The organism is Stecheria intestinalis, assembly GCF_009696165.1.
Taxonomy (GTDB): domain Bacteria; phylum Bacillota_I; class Bacilli_A; order Erysipelotrichales; family Erysipelotrichaceae; genus Bulleidia; species Bulleidia intestinalis.
On record NZ_VUMN01000023.1, the window covers coordinates 16,015 to 36,434 of the forward strand.

At 50.5% G+C, this 20,420-nt stretch carries 16 protein-coding genes; 12 read left to right on the forward strand and 4 right to left on the reverse strand.

What is annotated here, in order from left to right; translation table 11 throughout:
- Positions 1 to 91 precede the first annotated feature (91 nt).
- The 5 genes from FYJ51_RS09420 to FYJ51_RS09440 all read left to right on the forward strand — a co-directional run bounded on the left by FYJ51_RS09420 (position 92) and on the right by FYJ51_RS09440 (position 7,283).
- A complete protein-coding gene (locus FYJ51_RS09420) occupies positions 92 to 754 on the forward strand; it encodes a cyclic nucleotide-binding domain-containing protein (RefSeq protein WP_154505227.1) in 663 nt (220 codons plus the stop codon).
- A 30-nt stretch (positions 755 to 784) separates the two neighbouring features.
- Positions 785 to 2,230, forward strand: a complete 1,446-nt coding sequence (locus tag FYJ51_RS09425; RefSeq protein WP_154505229.1) for a TerB N-terminal domain-containing protein — start codon at positions 785 to 787, stop codon at positions 2,228 to 2,230.
- 1 nt (position 2,231) lies between these two features.
- Entirely contained in the window at positions 2,232 to 3,566 is a 1,335-nt protein-coding gene (locus tag FYJ51_RS09430) for an ATP-binding protein (RefSeq protein ID WP_154505231.1), read from the forward strand.
- A 276-nt stretch (positions 3,567 to 3,842) separates the two neighbouring features.
- Positions 3,843 to 4,862 (forward strand): NERD domain-containing protein, encoded by a 1,020-nt coding sequence (locus FYJ51_RS09435; RefSeq protein ID WP_205946281.1) that lies wholly within the window; start codon positions 3,843 to 3,845, stop codon positions 4,860 to 4,862.
- Positions 4,863 to 4,901: 39 nt separating this feature from the next.
- Positions 4,902 to 7,283 (forward strand): DEAD/DEAH box helicase, encoded by a 2,382-nt coding sequence (locus FYJ51_RS09440; RefSeq protein ID WP_205946282.1) that lies wholly within the window; start codon positions 4,902 to 4,904, stop codon positions 7,281 to 7,283.
- Here the strand turns inward: FYJ51_RS09440 and FYJ51_RS09445 are convergent.
- Positions 7,171 to 8,022, reverse strand: coding sequence for a LysR family transcriptional regulator (locus FYJ51_RS09445; RefSeq protein ID WP_154505235.1), 852 nt, complete (start codon positions 8,020 to 8,022; stop codon positions 7,171 to 7,173). The two genes, FYJ51_RS09440 and FYJ51_RS09445, sit on opposite strands and share 113 nt — an antisense overlap.
- Before the next feature lie 149 nt (positions 8,023 to 8,171).
- On the opposite strand from FYJ51_RS09445, the gene FYJ51_RS09450 reads away from it, so the two are divergent.
- Both FYJ51_RS09450 and FYJ51_RS09455 read left to right on the forward strand, forming a co-directional pair.
- Entirely contained in the window at positions 8,172 to 9,866 is a 1,695-nt protein-coding gene (locus FYJ51_RS09450; protein WP_235897272.1) for an ABC transporter ATP-binding protein, read from the forward strand.
- Between the two features lie 32 nt (positions 9,867 to 9,898).
- Positions 9,899 to 11,668: an ABC transporter ATP-binding protein gene (locus FYJ51_RS09455; RefSeq protein WP_154505279.1), complete on the forward strand. Its 1,770-nt coding sequence runs from the start codon at positions 9,899 to 9,901 to the stop codon at positions 11,666 to 11,668.
- Here the strand turns inward: FYJ51_RS09455 and FYJ51_RS09460 are convergent.
- Positions 11,665 to 12,549, reverse strand: a complete 885-nt coding sequence (locus FYJ51_RS09460) for a LysR family transcriptional regulator (RefSeq protein WP_154505239.1) — start codon at positions 12,547 to 12,549, stop codon at positions 11,665 to 11,667. The genes FYJ51_RS09455 and FYJ51_RS09460 overlap by 4 nt on opposite strands.
- A 128-nt stretch (positions 12,550 to 12,677) precedes the next feature.
- Between FYJ51_RS09460 and FYJ51_RS09465 the strand changes: the two genes are divergently transcribed.
- From FYJ51_RS09465 to FYJ51_RS09475, 3 genes are all read left to right on the forward strand, one after another.
- Complete coding sequence (locus FYJ51_RS09465; protein WP_154505241.1) at positions 12,678 to 15,470, forward strand: FAD-dependent oxidoreductase; 2,793 nt, start codon at positions 12,678 to 12,680, stop codon at positions 15,468 to 15,470.
- A gap of 104 nt (positions 15,471 to 15,574) precedes the next feature.
- Positions 15,575 to 16,111, forward strand: coding sequence for a rhomboid family intramembrane serine protease (locus FYJ51_RS09470; protein WP_154505243.1), 537 nt, complete (start codon positions 15,575 to 15,577; stop codon positions 16,109 to 16,111).
- Between the two features lie 110 nt (positions 16,112 to 16,221).
- Positions 16,222 to 17,856: a putative manganese-dependent inorganic diphosphatase gene (locus FYJ51_RS09475; RefSeq protein ID WP_154505245.1), complete on the forward strand. Its 1,635-nt coding sequence runs from the start codon at positions 16,222 to 16,224 to the stop codon at positions 17,854 to 17,856.
- A 144-nt stretch (positions 17,857 to 18,000) separates the two neighbouring features.
- Here FYJ51_RS09475 and FYJ51_RS09480 read toward each other — a convergent pair whose 3' ends face one another.
- On the reverse strand, positions 18,001 to 18,186 hold the full coding sequence (locus tag FYJ51_RS09480; protein ID WP_105304475.1) for a hypothetical protein: 186 nt from the start codon (positions 18,184 to 18,186) through the stop codon (positions 18,001 to 18,003).
- Positions 18,187 to 18,511: 325 nt separating this feature from the next.
- Here FYJ51_RS09480 and FYJ51_RS09485 point away from each other — a divergent pair, with 325 nt between their 5' ends.
- Both FYJ51_RS09485 and FYJ51_RS14010 read left to right on the forward strand, forming a co-directional pair.
- Positions 18,512 to 18,769, forward strand: a complete 258-nt coding sequence (locus FYJ51_RS09485; RefSeq protein ID WP_154505247.1) for a hypothetical protein — start codon at positions 18,512 to 18,514, stop codon at positions 18,767 to 18,769.
- Positions 18,770 to 18,872: 103 nt separating this feature from the next.
- Complete coding sequence (locus FYJ51_RS14010; protein WP_154505249.1) at positions 18,873 to 19,379, forward strand: [Fe-Fe] hydrogenase large subunit C-terminal domain-containing protein; 507 nt, start codon at positions 18,873 to 18,875, stop codon at positions 19,377 to 19,379.
- A 7-nt stretch (positions 19,380 to 19,386) separates the two neighbouring features.
- Here FYJ51_RS14010 and FYJ51_RS09495 read toward each other — a convergent pair whose 3' ends face one another.
- Positions 19,387 to 20,412 (reverse strand): branched-chain amino acid aminotransferase, encoded by a 1,026-nt coding sequence (locus tag FYJ51_RS09495; RefSeq protein ID WP_154505251.1) that lies wholly within the window; start codon positions 20,410 to 20,412, stop codon positions 19,387 to 19,389.
- Between the last annotated feature and the right edge of the window lie 8 nt (positions 20,413 to 20,420).

The window sequence follows — 20,420 nt, forward strand, 5'->3', positions numbered from 1 at the left end:
GATATGGCTTCTTTCTTACGGGATCAGTATAATTGGAGTCAGAACTTCAGAAATAGGAGAAATCTCCTGTTTCTGATGATTCCGGAGGCTTATGCAGCAGACTGATCATCTCAGGGACTTATTCCCGGAAGGATTTCTGAAACGAGGAACCGTACGGTCGGTTCCGGATGGAAAGTGTCTGGTCAGACAGGGCAGTCATATGGACACGTTCTATTTGATAACGAATGGAAAGTGCGGGATTTCGTGCGACTTATCAAATGGGAAGACAATTCTGATCCGCACCGCTCATGCGCCATGTCTCATCGGGGAGATGGAGCTGCTGAATGATGAACCGGCGATGATGACCGTCAGGGCCATCGGGGAGTGCAGCCTGCTTGCCTTTGACATGAAGGAGGCCCGGAGGATTCTGTGTGCAGATCATGCGTTTCTGCAGAAGCTGAGTGTGCTGACGATCCGCAAGGAACATGAGAATGCCGTGAAGCTGATCTGTGCTGAGGCGTATCCGCTGGCAGATCGGCTGGCGTTCTTCATTCTCGAGCATTGCCGGGGTTCCGTGTTCCGGGTGAAGAAGACGGAGATCGCGGACAGCCTCGGTGCGTCGTACCGGCATATCGAGAAGCTGATGGATGATTTCGTGAAGCAGGGGGTGCTGCAGAAAGAGCGGTGCACGTATCTGATCAGAGATGAGGCCAAACTCCGGGAACTGTCAGATGGGCTTTCTGAACTGATGCAGAGAGAAACCGAACTGGAGTAACATGAAGGGAAGGAAGGGGGATCTGTGCGGATGGATGATCATAGCTATTCGGATGTGCCGATTCCCCGGGCTCCTGCTTCCTGGCAGAAGGAAACCGTGCCGGTACAGATCCGTAATATGGAAGCACTGTTTCAGCCTGGAACTTATACGGCAGAAGATAGGAAACGCAACTTCTATGTGCAGGGAAAGTTCATGGAGAACTATGAAGACCATTATGAATGGAATGGATTCTTTGAACGGGCCTTCCCGGTCTATCATGATATGCGGGTCGATCAGCTCAGAGGGTATTTCTCCTGGCGTACGGACTACCGGCATGGAACAATCCGGGAGACCTGCGATTCGTTTGCCCTGGTCTATCTGTATGAGCTGCTGAATCAGATCGGCGTGAAGGATCCGGAAGATGGATATCATAAGATCCAGGTGTTTCTCGAAACGTATCTGCTGCAGTTTCAGAAGACGGTGCTGATCCAGTATGTGCGCAGATGGATGGCCCAGTATACCGTGTATTACGGACTGTATGATCATGTGCAGGAATGTTTCCGGGAAGAAGTGAAGGTGGATGATCTGGCTTCCGTGGTATCCGGAAAGAAAGAAGCAGATGATCATATGCTGTCGATGTCGCTGAGACAGTATGCGATGTATGAACCGAAGGGAAACCTCTGGTACAGACATCAGCCGGAAGCTCTTGAACATGCCGAAGCAGAGATCTGGAGAATGCTGGGAGAAGACTGGCAGAAGAATCATGGAATCGATCTGTCAGAAGAACTGATCGGCAGCCTGAAACCATATCCGGAAGCCATGTTCTGGAATGCGATGTTCTATGATCAGAAGAAGGAAGACCGGACCTTTGAAGTCAGCCCGATCCGGATCTATGAATGCAGAAACGGCCGCTGGACTTCTTCGGCATTCCGGAAGAAGAATGATTCCGAGAAAGCCCTGAAAGACGTGCTGAAGTCCATCGACCAGGAATTGCGGAAGTGTTGCGGTTCAGGCAAGGTGCTGAAGCCCGGAAAGATGCGCATCAGCCAGGAACTGCAGCAGCTCATTCATGAAGAAACGATCCGCTTTCTGAAAGAAGAGGAAGAGAAGAAACGGCCGAAGATCGAGATTCATATGGACGATCTCGGCAGAATCCGCTCGGAAGCAGGCATCACGAGAGAACGCCTTCTGACCGATGAAGAACGGGAAGACGATGCGGAACCCATTGAAACTTCGCAATCAAGTGAGACAGAAGCAGAGATGGAAACGAAATATGATCTCAGCCCTGCCGAGCAGCGCTTCCTGAAGGATCTGATTGAGGGAAAAGATTATCAGACCGGATTGAAGGAGGCGCATCTCTTAGTGACGGTGGCTGCAGATGCCGTGAATGAGAAGCTGTTTGAGGAGTTCGGAGACAGTGTCATCATCTTTGATGGAGATGATCCGGTGATCGTCGAAGACTATGCAGAAGAGCTGAAGAAGGAGTTTTCAGACTGATATGGAAGAACAGAAGAATCGGAAAGTACCGCGGCGGATTGCGCAGACGGTGCTGAATTCCCTGAAGGGCGGCGTGGTTCCGCGGATCGGCCTTCCGTATATTACCGTAGGAAGAACGCATGAGATTGAAGCACTGCTTCATGATGTGGATATCATTTCAGAAGGAGGTGCTTCCTTCCGCTTCATTGTCGGCAAGTACGGATCAGGAAAGAGTTTTCTCCTGCAGACGATCCGCAACTATGTCATGGACAAGGGTTTCATTGTGGTGGATGCGGATCTTTCCCCGGATCGCAGACTTCAGGGGACCAATGGCCAGGGGCTTGCAACTTACCGGGAGCTGATTCGCAATCTCAGTACGAAGACCAGACCTGAGGGCGGAGCTCTAGGACTGGTGCTGGATCGGTGGATCAGTTCTGTGCAGACGGAGATTGCGAAAGAGACAGGTCTTTCTGCAGACGATCCGGCGTTCTCAAAAGCCGTGGAGCAGAAGATCTATCAGGTTGTGTCGAGCGTGAGCGAGCTGGTTCATGGCTTTGATTTCTCGAGGCTGCTGATCCTGTACTACCGCAGCTATGCAGAAGGCAATGAGCAGATGAAGGCAGCGGTGCTGAAGTGGTTCCGCGGAGAATATGAGCATCGTTCTGATGCGAAGAAAGAACTCGGCGTGAATATCATCATCGAAGGTGATGACTGGTATGAGTATCTGAAGTTGTTTGCATTCTTCTTCCGCCAGGCTGGGTATGCAGGCATGATGATCATGATTGATGAGCTCGTGAACATCTCGAAGATTCCGAATGCCATCAGCCGGCAGTACAACTACGAGAAGATTCTGATGATGTACAACGATACGCTGCAGGGCAAAGCAAAGTATCTCGGCATCCTGATGTGCGGAACTCCGCAGGCTATCGAAGATCCTAGAAGAGGGGTGTATAGCTATGAGGCATTGCGCTCAAGATTAGCTGAAGGAAAGTTCTCCAGAGAAGGGGCAAGAGATCTCCTGGCGCCTGTGATCCGGCTCGAACCATTGACGGCGGAAGAGATGATGGTGCTGACCGAAAAGCTGGCTGATATGCATGCAGGGTTATACGGGTATGAGAGAAAACTGCAGACGGAAGATCTGGAGACGTTCATCCGGATCGAATACAGCCGGATCGGAGCGGATGCCAATATCACGCCGCGCGAAGTGATCCGGGATTTCATCGAGCTGCTTGATATTCTCTACCAGCATCCGGAGCTGACGGCGGAAGAGCTGCTGAATTCGGATCAGTTCAGCTATGCGAAGCCGGATGCGGTGAGCGATCAGAAAGAGGAAGCATTTGCAGAATTCACGATCTGATGAAGAAACTTAGACCAGAGAGAAGACCATGTTATCCTCGTGTCAGATTCGGCATGAAATCTCCTTTATCAAAGAGGACCGTGCTGATACTATCTGTGGAACAAACGGATTTCCGGACCGTTCCTTCGATCTTGAAAATTGCCGAAGATTAATAAGTTAATTCATGATAGGGCAGCTGCCTCCAGAGTCATAGCTGTAGAAAAAGAGAGTTCTCCTATGGTTGCATCATGTGGCCTGAAGAGATCAGAATTTAAGGGAAAAAAAGAAAATATGGGGATGTTCAGCAAATTCAGAGAAACTGTCATTTATAAAGAGGGAACAGAACTGGAAAAGCAGATTGATGCACTGAACAAAGTAATTGATGAATACCCTGATAATGCAGAACTGAATAAGAAACTTAAACTCTGTGAGATCGGGCTGAAAGGTGAGAAGGAAATTGAATTTGAATTGAAAAATGCCAACATCGGCATGTATGTTCTGCATGATATCAATCTGGAATATGAGGATCTGAAAGCACAAATCGACTATGTCGTCATTACACCTGCAAAGATTTATTTTATCGAATGCAAGAATCTTGTGGGCACTATAACAATCAACAGCAATGGTGATTTTATCCGGGAGTGGACTTATAACGGTCATAAGATCAGAGAGGGGATTTATTCTCCTTTAAGGCAAGCGGAACGACATATTGAGGTATATAAGAAAATCTGGAAATCCAGAAATAGCGGCGGATTGCTGAACAGCTTGGCATACAGGAGCCTGGATCAGTGGGATATCCCGCTTGTGGTGATGGCTAATGAAAAGAACATTCTGAATTCCAGATATGCACCGAAGGAAGTCAGAAACAGAGTTGTCCGTTCTGATCAGCTGGTGGATTATCTGAAGAAAGACATCGCTGCGAATAAGGATTTCCTTTCCTCACAGAAAGATATGCAGAAAATCGCTGACAACATCCTGAAATACTACAATAAGGAAGTTGTTAGAGATTATGAAACGGAATATTGGGAATATGCTGAAAAAACAGCCGTCACTGCTGTTCTGAAAAAAACAGATGAATCTGCAGAACAGGTAAATCGGGATGACTCTGCATTGAGGGAAAAAATGATTCGTTTCAGGAAAGAAAGGTCCACTCAGATGAATATCCCTGCATATTATATTTTCACCAACTCAGAACTGGATCAGCTGATCGCTGAAAAGCCAGAAACTCTGGAGGAACTGCGAGCTGCGAGGATACTAAGTGCTGTTAAAGTGAATTGCCATGGGAAAGAAATCATCAGCGCGCTTACTGAAAAATAGAAGAAGCCGGATCTGATGTAAAGCTTGAAACAGGAAAAAATGCATTACATCTACGCTTATACCGTGAATGTTCGGCTGTATCATCTGAGAAAGGAAAAGACTATGGATGTATTTTCCAGATATGCACCATTCATCCAGGATTTCATCTATCGTCATCAATGGCAGAACCTCAGAGCAGTGCAGGTGGCTGCCGGGGATGCGATTTTCAATACGGATCAGAATGTGCTGCTGACTGCGTCAACGGCTTCAGGCAAGACCGAGGCCGCATTCTTTCCGATTCTGACGCTGATGGATGAAGATCCTCCTTCTTCCATCGGCGTGCTTTATATTGCGCCGCTGAAGGCGCTGATCAATGATCAGTTCTCCCGGCTGAATGAATTATGCGAAGAGGCAGATATCCCTGTCTATCGCTGGCATGGCGATGTTTCGCAGAGCCGCAAGCATAAGATGCTGGCAAAGCCGAGAGGCATTCTGGAGATCACTCCGGAATCGCTCGAGGCGATGCTGGTGCATAAGCACATGGATATTCCGAGACTGTTCGGAGATCTCAGGTTCATCGTGATTGATGAAGTGCATTCGCTCTTACGCAGCGATCGAGGCGGGCAGTGTTTCTGCCTGATGGAACGGCTGAGTCATCTGGCTGGGGTCAATCCGCGAAGAATCGGCTTATCGGCGACAATCGGGGATCCGAAGCTGGCGGGGGAATTCCTGGCTGCAGGAACGGGCAGAGGCACGGTGATCCCGAAGCTGAACGCACCGAAAGAGACCTGGCGTCTTTCGATGGAGCATTTCTATCTCAGCGGACCTCAGGAAGAGGGGGCAGATCCGATGAAGGTGCAGCAGGAAATCGAGCCTGCATCGGATGAAGCACCGAAGGCGGCAGATCCGGGGCTTGCGTATATCTTCGAGCATACGAGGGGGCATAAGTGCCTGATCTTCACGAATTCCAGAGAAGAGTGCGAGAGTGTCTGCCAGTCTCTCAGGGCGTATTGTGAGGCAAGGGAGGAACCGGACAGGTTCCTGATCCATCATGGCAATCTGTCCACTTCTTTCCGGGAGACGGCAGAAGAGGATATGAAGAATGAAGACCGGAATCTTTCGGTCTGCACGACGGCAACGCTGGAACTCGGCATTGATATCGGCAGACTGGAACGGGCATTCCAGATTGATGCGCCGTTTACGGTTTCATCGTTTCTGCAGCGAATGGGCAGAACGGGGCGCCGAGGCGAACCGCCGGAGATGTGGTTCGTGATGCGGGAAGAACAGCCCGAGCCTAGAGCACTGCTGCCGGAGATTCTGCCCTGGAAACTGCTTCAGGGAATCTCGCTCGTGCAGCTGTATGCGGAAGAGCGCTGGGTGGAACCGCCGCGTCTGGATCGTCTGCCTTACAGCCTGCTCTACCATCAGACCATGAGCACGCTGGCGGCAGATGGAGAGATGTCGCCGGCTGAACTTGCGACCAGAGTTCTGACACTTTCTCCGTTCCGGAAGATCACGCAGGACGATTACAGAACTCTGCTTAGGCATCTGATATCGATCGACCATATCGAGAAGACGGAAAACGGCGGCTTGATTGTCGGACTGGAAGGAGAGCGGATCACGAATTCGTTCAGGTTCTATGCCGTCTTCCAGGAGAATCAGGAGTTTCATGTGCGCTGTGATTCCCAGGAGCTCGGTACGATTGTGGCTCCGCCCCCGGCTGGCGATAAGATTGCGATTGCCGGCAAGGTCTGGGTCGTCGAAGAGGTGGATCTGAAGCATTTCCAGGTATACGTGCATGAAGTCAAAGGCAGGATTCCTGCTTATTTCGGAGATGTGCCGGGAGATATCCATACGCGGATCATCGAGCGCATGAAGCAGGTGCTCGATGAAGATACGATGTATCCGTATCTGATGGAACACGCCGCTTCCAGACTGATCACCGCAAGAACGCAATGGCGGGATGCTGGCTTGTCAAGAAAGCCATTAGTGAATATGGGCGGACGGATGTGGTGCTTTTTCCCATGGCTTGGCACGTATGCATTTCTGGCGCTGGAGAGACTGCTGAGAATCCGCTGCAAGTCCCGTCTTGGCCTGAAGGGCTTTGACAGTGCGAGACCGTACTGGATGCAGTTCACGATGGATGCGGGCGAAGAAGAATTCTGGCAGGTACTTGGAGAAGAAGCAGAGAAAGAGAATGATGCGATGGATCTGCTGTATCCGGAAGAAGTACCGTTATTTGAAAAGTATGATCAGTATCTTCCGCCGGAACTTGTCCGGAAGGGATTTGCGTATGGCGTGCTGGATCTGAAGCAGATGAAAGCGCGCGTCAGTCAGCTCTGTGCTGACGCACAAAGGAACAGAATTGACTCAGCAGCGGGGAGGGATATTCATCTTTCCGGGCCGCAAGCAGGATCTCTGTTGAAAGACGGGAGTCATTGATCGGATGGACCCGGAGATCTGTGCAGGAGGACTTCATGGAACTTGGAACGATGGCGGTTCCGGTTCCGCCTCTTACCCAGCTGAGACAGTCTCTTGCGTCATCCGTCAGAACTAAGATATCCGGTTCTGCATGATCTCCTGCGAAGGCATCCAGAATGAAAGATTCATAGCGACGATATAATACGAGCTGCCGTTCTGACAGCTCTTTTAATGTCAGTGGGTCTTCATCTGCAGACCACTGGTCCACCGCAATCATCGAATCCGAAGAAATCCGGATCGTTTCCAGGCCGGTCAGCTTGGCAGGAGTGCGGACGATGCCGGCATCAAGGACACGTTCTTCCAGGAGATCAAGCATCTGGAAGGAAGTGGCATCGGTGATTTCATAGCGGACATCCGGGTGGGCAAGCGAGAATGCATGGACGAGCAGCAGCACGATGGCAGAGGTGGAACTCGTGACGCCGATGCGCAGCACCCGGCGTTTTCCGGTTTCAGCGACTTCGCGCTTCGTGCTGTCGGCATAGGACAGGATGTGGGTGGCCCGTTCATACAGGAGCTTTCCGGCAGCAGTGAGCTCGATTTCATGGTGGCCGCGCAGAAAGAGCGGACAGCCGAGTTCGGCTTCAAGCTGTTTCATCTGATACGAAAGCGGCGGCTGGGAAAGGTGCAGACGGCGGGCAGCTTCGCTGATACTGCCGGCATCCGCAATGGCCACGAAGTATTCGAGTTGTTTCAGGTCCATAAGGTTCCTCCTATACAGAAATTATATGGCAAATGATTAAAAAGAATAGTTTCTGTATTTTCGAAACATGAGTATGCTGGAGAAGAGAAAAGGGGAGTTTTATGAAACGGCTATGGCTTTTTCTGCATGATTATCGCAAGGAAAGCATCTTGGCACCACTATTCAAGATGCTGGAAGCGTTCTTCGATCTCCTGGTGCCGATCGTGGTCGCACGGATCATCAACATCGGCATCGCCGGAGACGATCAGGCATATATTCTGCGTGAAGCAGGCGTGCTGATCCTGCTGGCGGCAGCTGGCATGCTGAGCAGCTTCACGGCTCAGTATTTCGCCGCAAAGGCGGCAGTCGGCTTCGGCACGAAAGTACGGCAGGCAGTCTTCGATCACATTCAGCATCTCTCATATACCGAGCTGGACCAGCTCGGTACCGGAACGCTGATCACCCGTCTGACTTCGGATATCAACCAGGTGCAGACGGGTGTCAACATGGGCTTGAGACTTTTGCTGAGAAGTCCGTTCATCGTATTCGGATCGGTGATCATGGCGTTTACGATCGATGTGAAGTGCGCATTGATCTTCTTGGCAGCGGTGCCGATTCTGCTTGCCGTGGTGTACGGGATCATGGTGGTCACGGTTCCGATGTATCGCAAGGTGCAGATGGGACTGGATCGCATCACGGGTCTTACCAGAGAGAATCTGACTGGTGTCAGAGTCATCCGGGCCTTCGGGCGGGAACGGGATTCTGTGAAGGAATTCGATGAAGCCAACCGTGTGATGACGATGCAGAACGAGAAAGTCGGAGCAATTTCAGCACTTCTGAATCCGGTTACGTATGTGCTGATCAACCTGGCAACGATTCTGCTGATTCAGAGAGGGGCCATTCAGGTGAATCTCGGTTCGATCCAGCAGGGCGATGTCGTGGCTCTGTACAATTACATGGCGCAGATGATCGTGGAGCTGATCAAGCTTGCTTCGCTGATCATCACGCTGAACAAATCTCTGGCCTGTGCAGACCGAGTGGCAGATATCCTGGATGTAAAGTCTTCCATGCAGTATCCGGAAGAGAGCAGAGCAGGAGATCATAGCGGCAGCGTCGTGTTCGATCATGTCTCGTTTTCCTATCAGGGAGCAGGGGCTGAGTCGCTGACGGATATCAGCTTCTCGGCAGCGCCTGGTTCCACGATCGGCATCATCGGCGGCACCGGTTCGGGCAAGAGCACGCTCGTGAATCTGATTCCGCGTTTCTATGATCCGGAATCCGGAACGGTTTGTGTAGATGGTGTGAACGTGAAAGACTATGGGGAAGGCGAACTGATCGCAAAGATCGGAGTTGTTCCGCAGAAGGCAGAACTGTTTGCCGGAACGATCCGCGACAACCTGAAATGGGGCAATGAGTATGCTTCAGAGGAGCAGCTGGAAGAAGCAGTCCGGACGGCGCAGGCGGAAGAAGTGGTCAATGGCAAAGTCGGAAAGCTCGATTACATGCTGGAGCAGAACGGCCGGAATCTGTCCGGTGGCCAGAAGCAGCGTCTCACCATTGCCAGAGCTCTTGTGAAGCAGCCGGAGATCCTGATCCTGGATGACAGTGCAAGTGCGCTGGACTTTGCGACGGACGCCAGACTGCGCAAATCTCTGCGTTCCCTTCCGCATCCATGCACGACGTTCATCGTCTCGCAGAGATGTTCCTCGATCATGCAGGCGGATCAGATCCTCGTGCTCAATGACGGAAAGCTGGCAGGAAAAGGCACGCATGAAGAACTCATGCAGAACTGCGAGATCTATCAGGAAATCTTCTATTCGCAGTTTCCTGAGAAGAAGCCTGAGGGAAAGGCGGTGCTGGCATGAAGCGGAAATCGATTCTGAATCAGACCGTGGAGATGGAAGGCGATCAGGTTTCTTCGAAAGAAGTGCTGAAGAAGGTGATCGGCGTCATTTCTAATTACCGTCTGCTTGTGATTCTGAGCATTGTGCTGGCAGCTGTTTCCGTGATTCTGCAGCTGTATGTGCCGGTTCTCTTCGGGGATGCAATTGACGGCATCATCGCCGCCGGAAAAGTAGACTTCGCCTCAGTTGCAAGGGTTCTCACGGAAATCCTCGTGCTCGTTGCTGCGGCTGGAGCGGCGACGTATGTCATGAATCTCATCAACAACCGCATCACTTACCGGACAGTTCAGGAGATCCGGGCAAAGGCAATCCGGCAGATCCAGTGTCTTCCCCTGAAGTATCTGGATGGTCACAGCACCGGTGATCTGGTCAGCCGCGTGATTGCGGATGCGGATCAGCTGAGCGACGGACTGCTGCTCGGATTCACGCAGCTGTTTTCCGGTGTCATCACGATTCTCGTCACGCTGATCTTCATGTTCCGGAAGTCGCTGGAAGTATCGCTGCTTGTCGTNGTTCTGACGCCGCTGAGCTTCTTTGTAGCCCGCTTCATTGCGACGCATTCGTATACGATGTTCCGGAAACAGAGTGAAACAAGAGGAGCAGAAACCGCCCTGATCGAGGAGATGATCAGCGGGGCAAGAGTGGTAAAAGCCTTCGGTTATGAACAGAGAAGCTCCGAGCGCTTTGAGAAGATCAATGAAGAACTCAGAGTTTACAGCCAGAAAGCAATCTTCTATTCTTCGCTGACAAATCCTTCCACGCGTTTTGTGAATAGTGTGATCTATGCGGCAGTCGCACTGCTTGGCTCCTATCGGATCCTGGATGGAAGGCTGACGGTCGGCGGGCTGTCGGTGCTGCTGAATTACTCCAATCAGTACATGAAGCCGTTCAATGACATCAGCTCCGTGGTTACGGAACTGCAGAATGCAATGGCTTGTGCGGCAAGAATCTTTGCCCTGATTGATGAAGCCCCGGAGAAGGATGCGATTCCTCTGGAAGGAGAAACCGAAACGCTGCCGGATCTTCCAGCTGCGAAGGGAACGGTGGATATCGACAATGTGTATTTCAGCTATGTGCCGAACCAGAAGCTGATTGAACACTATACCCTGCATGCAGAACCAGGCATGCGGATTGCGATTGTCGGTCCGACCGGATGCGGCAAGACCACGATGATCAATCTCCTGATGCGGTTCTATGATGCCGATCATGGTGATATCCGGGTAGATGGAAAATCAATCTACCAGGTCAACCGCAGAAGCCTGCGCAGGAACTACGGCATGGTGCTTCAGGAGACATGGCTCAAGAATACGACGGTAAGAGAAAACATCCGGTTCGGAAAACCGGATGCGTCTGATGAAGAGATTATTCATGCGTGCAAGGAAGCACGCAGCTGGGACTTCATCCGCAGACTCCCTGAAGGCCTTGATACGGTGCTGAAGGATGACGGTCTCAGCCAGGGCCAGAAGCAGCTGCTCTGCATCACCAGAGTCATGCTGTGCCTGCCGCCGATGCTGATTCTGGATGAAGCAACTTCTTCCATCGATACCCGCACGGAACTGCTGGTTCAGAATGCTTTTGATAAGCTTATGACCGGACGCACAAGCTTTGTGGTAGCGCATCGTCTGAGCACGATCCGCAATGCGGATCTGATTCTGGTTATGAAGGATGGAAAGATCATCGAGCAGGGAACGCATGATTCCCTGATGGCAGAGAATGGCTTCTATACCAGTCTGTACAACAGCCAGTTTGCAAAAGTGAATTAGGTGCGCGGTGTCTCGAAGAGATGACGGATGAAACTCACGAACTTCTGTTCGGGAACAGAAACGCGGGACTGATATTCCAGCCCGAATACATAACTGATATCTTCTGCAATAGGAAGCAGAACCAGATCATCGGCAAGATACTGGCCTGCTTCTTTTTCATCGGCAAGCATGATGCCCATATGAAACTTGAGAAACCGGATGCCTCCCTGCGTACTTCCCTGATAGATGATGCGCATAGAAATTCCTTCCCTCTCAAAGCAATCGAGAAGGTTTTCGGTCAGAAGTGAATTTTCCGGAGGAATGATCAGCGGAATGCCGCTAAGGGAATGAATGCTGATGACTTTCCGATCAGCAAGGAAGTGCTGCCTTGGAACCAGGGCAGCAATCCTGCTGATGCCTGCCTGGATGAACGGGGCAGGAATCTTTTCACCGCTGCGGAAGCCCATCGTGACAAGTGAAAGACGGTGTTCCAGAAAGTCTTTCTGAAGTTCATCCAGATCCTTTTCGATCATTCTGATATGGATATCCGGGTATTCGCTGCAGAAGCGGATGATGGAATCCGTGATGAGATACAGGTGAGGGTTATGGGCCGTTCCGATCAGAATGGAATTCCGATCCTGGCTCAGAAGCTGTTCGGCTTGTTCAGCAGACTTCGTGATGTCTTCGGCAAACGGCAGCAGCCGGGTTCCCAGATCTGACAGTGCCATCTTCCGGGTGGAGCGGATGAAAAGCGGTTCTCCGAGTTCTTTCTCCAGGGCCTGGATATGACGGCTGAGGGCAGACTGGGAGATATGCATCTGTTCGGCGGTCTCACTGAAGCTTAACGAAGAAGCGAGTGCGACGAACTCTCTGATATAGGCAAGATCCATAGCTGTTTTCATTATTTATGCAGAAGCTGCAATAATCAAGCTGAAACAGGCATGAATCAGTGAAAAATGACGCGGAAACCAGAGAATGGGATGCTATGATGAAATCAGGTGAAGAATTTCACAAAAAGGAGAAAAAGATCATGATCCCAGAAAAGTACAGGAACTATTTGTTCAATGACAATGACTTTCTGCCTCAGGACTATCATTGCGATGATGCGGAGAAGGCCGCGCTTCTGAAGAAGCTGGTCATGATGATTGCGGATGACCGAGACCTGCACAAAGCGGAAAATGTGACGGAAAATACTCCGGATTTCTGGCTGCTGGACCGGCTGCTGACGAAAGAGGAAGTGAAGTTCATGCTGAGCTTCCGCAAGAAGCGTGCCGTCAAGCTGACCGCTGCTCAGCTTGGCGAGCGCAACCTGATGAGCACTTACCGGGCAGAGACGATCGCAGAGCACATTGCAGAGATCGGTCTTCTGGAATTCGACTTCGAGAACAAGGATCATGAAAAGCAGTATTTCGTGCCGAAGTGGGTAGTCGGCTCCGGCGAATACATGATGATGAATGGCAGACTCACAGAAGAGCACCCGGAAGTCGCAACGTTCTTCAATTATGCAAGCATGGTTCCGGTGGGCAAGAATGCCCATATGGTTCCGCCTGGCGGCGGAGGCTTGGGCATGCATGTTATCCCGGTCGAGAAGGCGATCGAGCATGTCAGTGAATCCGTATCTCTGGAAAAGCTTTCGCACTGGCTGAATAAGTATGACAAGTATGCGGTGGATGTGTGTTCCTGCCGCAGACAGCAGCGCATCCGCGGCGAAGGCGGTGGTGACATCGAGGATTACTACTGCATAGCAGTCGGCGATATGGCGCAGTATCTGATTGATACGAAGAAAGATGCGAAACCTGCTTCCTATGAGGAAATCATGGCTCTGCTGGAACGTTCTGAGAAGAGCGGCTTCGTGCATCAGATCACCAATCTCGATGGCGAAGATAAGATCGTTGGCATCTGCAACTGCTCGAATACGACGTGCAATGCGCTGCGTACTTCTCAGCTGTTCAATACGCCGAATCTCTCTGCCAGTGCATATCGGGCGCACGTGGATCATGAGAAGTGCGTTGCCTGCGGAAAGTGCGTTGAGGTGTGTCCCGTCGGTGCGGCAAAGCTTGGTCAGAAGCTCTGCCGGAAGGATGGTTCTGAGGTGATCTATCCGAAGACAGAACTCCCTGATGAAGTGAAATGGGGTCCGGAAAAATGGAATAAGAACTACCGCGATGATGCGAAGATCAATTGCTATGAGACCGGAACTTCGCCCTGCAAGACGGCCTGCCCGGCGCATCTTGCCGTTCAGGGCTATGTGCGCATGGCTGCAGAGGGCAGATACCTGGATGCCTTGAAGCTCATCAAGCAGGATAATCCGCTGCCGGCAGTATGCGGAGCGGTATGCAATCGCAGGTGTGAGGATCGCTGCACGAGAGGACTGATTGATTCGCCAGTTGCGATCGATGAGATCAAGAAGTTCATCGCTGCTCAGGAGCTGAAAGCAGAAAACCGGTATATACCGGAGTGCTGCAATGAACATGGCGATCAGTGGGGAGAGGAATTCAGGGTTGCAGTCATCGGAGCTGGTCCGGCCGGCTTAAGTGCTGCGTATTATCTCAGAGAAAAGGGATATCCGGTCACCGTATTCGAAAAGAATGCTGAGCCTGGAGGCATGCTGAGATATGGCATTCCTTCATTCCGCCTCGACCGCCGGGTGATTGATGCCGAGATCGATGTGATCCGCACAATGGGAGCTGAATTCCGCTTCAATACTGAAGTGGGCAGGGATGTGACCCTGGATCAGCTGAGAAAAGAAGGATACAAGGCATTCTTTGTTGCCATCGGCATGCAGACAGGAAGAAAGGCAGGCATACCGAACGAAGAGCTGGCAGTATCCGGCGTTGACTTCCTGAGACATAGCGAAGCAGATCATGGAAAGATCCTGAGCGGAAAAACGGTAGTCATCGGCGGCGGAAATGTCGCCATCGATGTGGCAAGAACTGCTCTCCGTGCCGGTGCAGAATCTGTAGATCTGTATTGCCTGGAAGGCCCTTCTGAGATGCCTGCCGCTGCCGATGAAGTGGCAGAAGCGAAGGAAGAAGGAATCGTCATTCATAACTGCTGGGGACCGAAGGAAATTCTTGCGGAAGACGGAAAGATCACCGGCATCGTTCTGAAGCAGTGCACGGAAGTGTTCGACAAGAACCATGCATTCCATCCGATCTATGATGAAACCAACATCGTTACAGTCCCATGTGAGAATGTGCTGATCTCGATCGGTCAGGCACCGGTATGGGGCAATCTGCTGGATGGAACAAAAGTGGAGCTCAGAAGAAACGGAACTGCAGTTGCAGATCCGGTAACGCTGCAGACCGCAGAGACTGATATCTTTGTGGGCGGCGATATCAATCATGGTGCGAAGTTTGCGATTGATGCGATTGCGGATGGCCGTGAAGGCATGGTGAGCATGCATCGGTTCGTGCATCCGGGACAGGGCGATCTGAAGCTCGGAAGAGATCTCAGGAACTTCATCGAGCTTGACCGGGATGATATTCAGGTGGAGAGCTATGACAATGCAAAGCGTCAGGCACCGGGCATGAAGCCTGGTGACGCAGCGCACAGCTATGAAGACTTCCGTCTGGCATTCACCGAAGAGCAGGTCAGAAAAGAAGCGAACCGCTGCCTCAAGTGCGGCGCTACAACGGTTGATGTGAATCGCTGCATCGGATGCGGTCTATGCACGACGAGGTGTGAATTTGATGCGATTCATCTGCAGCGTGATATGCCTCAGAACACCAGGATGTATTCCGCAGAAGATGGCATGGTCAAGGCAATTCTGCCATATGCACTGAAGCGGGAACTGAAGATCAGGTTCAGCAAGAAACAGTAATCAGATAGCACTGAAGAGAAGGCGCTTCCGGAAACGGAGGCGTTTTCTGAATGAATGCCAGATCCGTGGTTTCATGGTAGGATTATGGCATCGGAGGAATTCTCATGAGTATAACCATGATTGTTCTGATCATCTGCATTGCGAATTTCCTGTGGATCCATTTCGGATCGGGCAGTGATCAGATCTACAAATACACACTGATTCCGATGCAGGTAAAGCGGGGACAATGGTATCGTCTGATCACGTCAGGGTTTCTGCATGTGCAGCCCTGGCATCTGATCATGAACATGTATTCGCTATACAGTCTCGGTTCTTACATGGAATCGATGTTTGGTTCGCTCTGGTACTCGATCATCCTGTTCGGTTCCATCATCGGGGGTTCTCTGGTGACGACGTTCTTCGGAGATGATGGGACAAGCACGATCGGCATCTCCGGAGGCCTCTACGGACTGATGGGTGCTTATCTGTTTCTGCTCGTCCGTTCGGGTTCCCTGAGCAATCCGTATGTGCTGACCAGCGTGCTGAGAATGTGCATTGCCAACCTGATCATCAACTTTATGCCGAATATTTCCAGAACCGGACATCTGGGCGGACTGATCACTGGAATTCTGCTAGCAGTGCTCAGAATTTATATGTTCTGATTCTTGAAATTTGTGAATTGATACAATGTTCTGAAGGTCTCGGTAACTTGCCGGGACCTTCGGTATCATTAAAATAGAAGCAGGCTCATATTCGAAAAGGAGTTCAGAAAATGGAACAGCAGGATCCTGTCTATATTACCGGCCACCAGCATCCGGATACGGATTCCGTGGCCTCGGCAATTGCGTATGCGCTTTTCAAGCGGGCGATGGGAGTCAAGGCAATTCCCTGCCGGCTTGGCAAGCTGAGCAATGAAACCAAGTATCTTCTGAAGCGCTTCGGGTTTGAAGAACCGATGCTGCTGGAAGATGCCAGAAAGAAACTGAAGGAAATCAATCTCGATTCTCCGGAGGCGATTTCTCCGGAAACTACGGTCTATGAGACGATCCGTCTCATGCATGAAACGGAACGTTCTGCCTTTGCAGTTACGGATCACGAGAAAAAGGTCATCGGTTTCGTGTCAAAGAGCGATCTGGCCAAGATCGGACTTGGCGATACCGCAGTCGGCATTGATCTATTGCAGCAGACTTCCACGGAAGATATTGCGAAGACAATCAGCGGCAGAATCATCTATGATGATCCTGAAATACATCTGAACGGCAAAGTCTCGATCATTGCGATGACAAAGTCCGGAACGGATAACTACGAAATCAAAGATCGCATTGTCATTGTCGGCAATGATCCGGTATCTGAACGGAAGCTGATTCAGAAAGGCGCCGGGATGCTGATTGTCGTATGGGCAGAGGAAATCGAATCCGAAGTCCTGGAAGAAGCGAAGAAGTATCACTGTCCGGTCATCATCTCCGGACATGGCAGTATGAATACGTCCCGTTATATCTTCTTTGCGCCGTGCATTGAACTGGTCATGCGCAGAAAGCCGGTCGTTTTCCATGAAGATGATCTTGCGGAAGAAGCTGGCGCAAAGATGGCCAAGACCCGGTTCCGCAGCTATCCCGTCATTGATGAAGAAGACCATCTGGTCGGCTATGTGACCCGCAGCCACATCATGGAATACAGAAACAAGAAGATCATCCTTGTCGATCATAATGAGTTCTCTCAGTCGGTACGCGCAGTCGAGAAGGCTCAGATTCTGGAAGTCGTGGACCATCATCGTATCAATGACTTCGCGACGACGCAGCCGGTTTCCTTCCGAAATGAGATTGTCGGTTCTACCGCAACGATCATTGCCACGATGTTCCGTGAGAATCAGATTCCGATTCCGCGTGAACTTGCTGGTCTGATGCTTGGAGCAATTCTTTCTGATACGCTGATTTTCCAGTCTCCGACTACGACGAAGAAAGATATCGATACTGCGAATATCCTGGCGGCTCTTGCGGATCTTGATATTGATCAGTTCGGCCGTGAGATGTTCTCTGCTTCCGCAGCCAATATGAACCAGAGCATTCATGAGATGATCGTGCAAGATATCAAATACTATGACATCTCAGGATGCAGTTCGATGATCAGCCAGTGCATGGTTGCTTCGATAAATGATGTGAAGGGCAGAGAAAAAGAAATCCAGGAAGCCATTGATCGTCTCGTGAAGCAGAAAGGCCTGGACTTACTTGTGGTTGCTTTTACTTCGATTGCAGATGAAGGCTCCATCTTCTTCTCTGCAGGAGAAAAAGGAGAAAAGTGCCAGGAGGCATTCCCGGATCATTCTGAGGGCGGTCATGATCTGCAGAAGGGAATCTTTTCACGCAAGAGTCAGATCCTGCCAGCACTTACCAGGGCAATATCCGAATAGAAACCAGAAAAAAGCTTCTGCACTGCAGAAGCTTTTTCAGAAATGATAATCAGCCTGTCTGGGAGGAAAGATCTGATGTCTTCTTTCTGAAGACAAGAGTATTCTACCAGGCGTTTGTGTCAGACTTGTGAAAACCAGCAGTTTTTACTGCAGAGACCTTTTTCTTGCTTCCCGTTCTTCTTTCCGGTTTTCAGCAATATTCAGTATCAGCAATCCTGCACAGAGGATGGTGAAAATCAATCCGATCGTAATGCCCAGGTTTCCGAGGATCTGGATACTTGCAATCCATACTGTCAGGACAAGCCCGCATAATGCAATCAGTTCTATCATTCAGCACCTCCTGAATCACGGTAAAAGAGTATACATCAGAAGTGAACTTTATGTGAATTTTCGCAATCATAATCACGAATTCTTAAGAAAAGGAAGAACATCTTAAGAATTTTTCACAATTTGCAGGTAAGCGCTGTCATTTTAAGCAATAAACGTTCAGAACAGGCATATTCATGGGAAATTTCAAAGCTTATCCTGCAGGCATGAACCTATGCATGCATGATACCGGGAAGGACTTGCATCTGCAGATGGACGGTGATAGAACAGATCACGCTGCAGAAATATTTAACGCAGAATTAACGAAACTGGAAGGAAGATCAAGAATATGAAAAAGATTGTTGCAATTGTTACTGCTGCTGTGATGACTATGTCACTGGCAGCTTGCGGAAGCAATACTGCTTCCAAGAGTGCTGCATCTGCTGCAGCTTCTGCTCCGGCTGCTTCGGAGTCCGCTGAAGCTACAGAAGAGGCTGTCAAGGAAGAGACTGCTGCTCCGGAGAAGTCTGCTGAAGCATCTGCTGAGGCAACTGCTGAAGCAAGCGCATCTGCAGAGGCTACTGCTTCTGCTGCAGCGAAGAACTGAATTTCTCACTGACAATCCATTCATATTTCTGCAGAAACCGCATCGGGCAATCTCTCAATGCGGTTTTTTGATCTTCTGCATGTGCAGAAGCATTGGCTGATCCATGGGCTTTGAGATCAAGCGAAGAAAATGCTTGCATAGGAAAGGGAGGATTTTAATACTAAATTCAAGCAAATGGTCTGGTTTCAAGCTATGTGATCTGCTGACAGGAGTAATTATTATAAGCAATCATTTATCGCCTGAAGTTCGTGTCCCGATTGAGCTGGGTAATCCTTCGATTGAGCGTATTGAGGAGAAGTGCATCAAGTGCGGGAACTGCCGTGATGTATGCAGGAACTATATCTCAGTTCTGGGATATTACGTTCTGGATACGTATTTTGCGGCAGATCTTACGATCGTGGAGGAGGCTAGCGAGCTGGTAGAACGTCTTTCACATGCAGATGCGTCGAAGCCGCTGCCTCAGTTTACTTCCTGCTGCCCGGCATGGGTGAAATTTGCGGAGATTTACACTGATAATCACGATTATTCTACCTGGAGGGGATTCTTATGTCAGTGCACCCGCTATAGACGTATGCAAAAAAGACTGTGCGATTGCACAGTCTTCCGATAGATGATGCTCAGCAGACGTGATGAATCCAGCCTTCCGGAGCTTCGATCGTTCCGCCCTGGATGCCGGTGATGGTTTCGTAGAGTTTTGCCATGACAGGACCTGCATGCTCCATGCCGGAAGGGAAGTCGATGACTTCGTCGTGATCGACGATGCGGCCGACTGGTGAAAGCACTGCTGCAGTTCCGCAGAGTCCGCATTCCTTGAAGCCTTTTACTTCTTCGAATGCGACTTGGCGTTCATCAACTGTCATATGAAGCAGATGCTCTGCAATGTAAACGAAGGAACGCCTGGTGATGGAGGGGAGAATAGAATCAGACTTCGGAACCACCAGACGGCCTTCCTGGTCAACAAACAGGACATTGGAACCACCCGTCTCTTCAACATAGGTTCTGGTTGCCGGATCGAGGTAGAGGTTTTCTGCGAAGCCGGCTGCGTGGGCGAGCACGGAAGCGTGCATGCTCATGGCGTAGTTCAAGCCGGCTTTGACTGCACCGGTGCCATGTGGAGCAGCCCGGTCGAAGTCAGACACCTGCAATGCAATCGGGGTTGCACCGCCTTTGTAGTACGGACCGACTGGAGTGCAGAAGAGACGGAATTCATATTCTTCTGCAGGCTTTACGCCGATGACCGGACTTATTGCAAATTCATACGGGCGCAGATAGAGTGAAGCACCGGAGCCATATGGAGGTACCCAGTCGATGTTTGCTTTAACAACCTGATCGACTGCATCCAGAAACTGTTCTTTCGGAAACGGAGGCATTTCGATGCGTTTTGCAGAATTGTAGATACGTTCAGCATTCAGATCCGGCCGGAAACAGACAACGGAACCATCTGCCCAGGTATATGCTTTGAGACCTTCAAAAACCTGCTGGCAATACTGAAGGATGCCTGCGCATTCGTTCAGCTTTACCGTCGCATCCGCGGTCAGCGTGCCTTTATCCCAGGCACCGTCCTTGAAATGCGAGACATAGCGTGCATCGGTTTTCCGATACTGAAATCCAAGGTTGCTCCAATTCAGATCTTTCTTGCTCATAGTTTCTC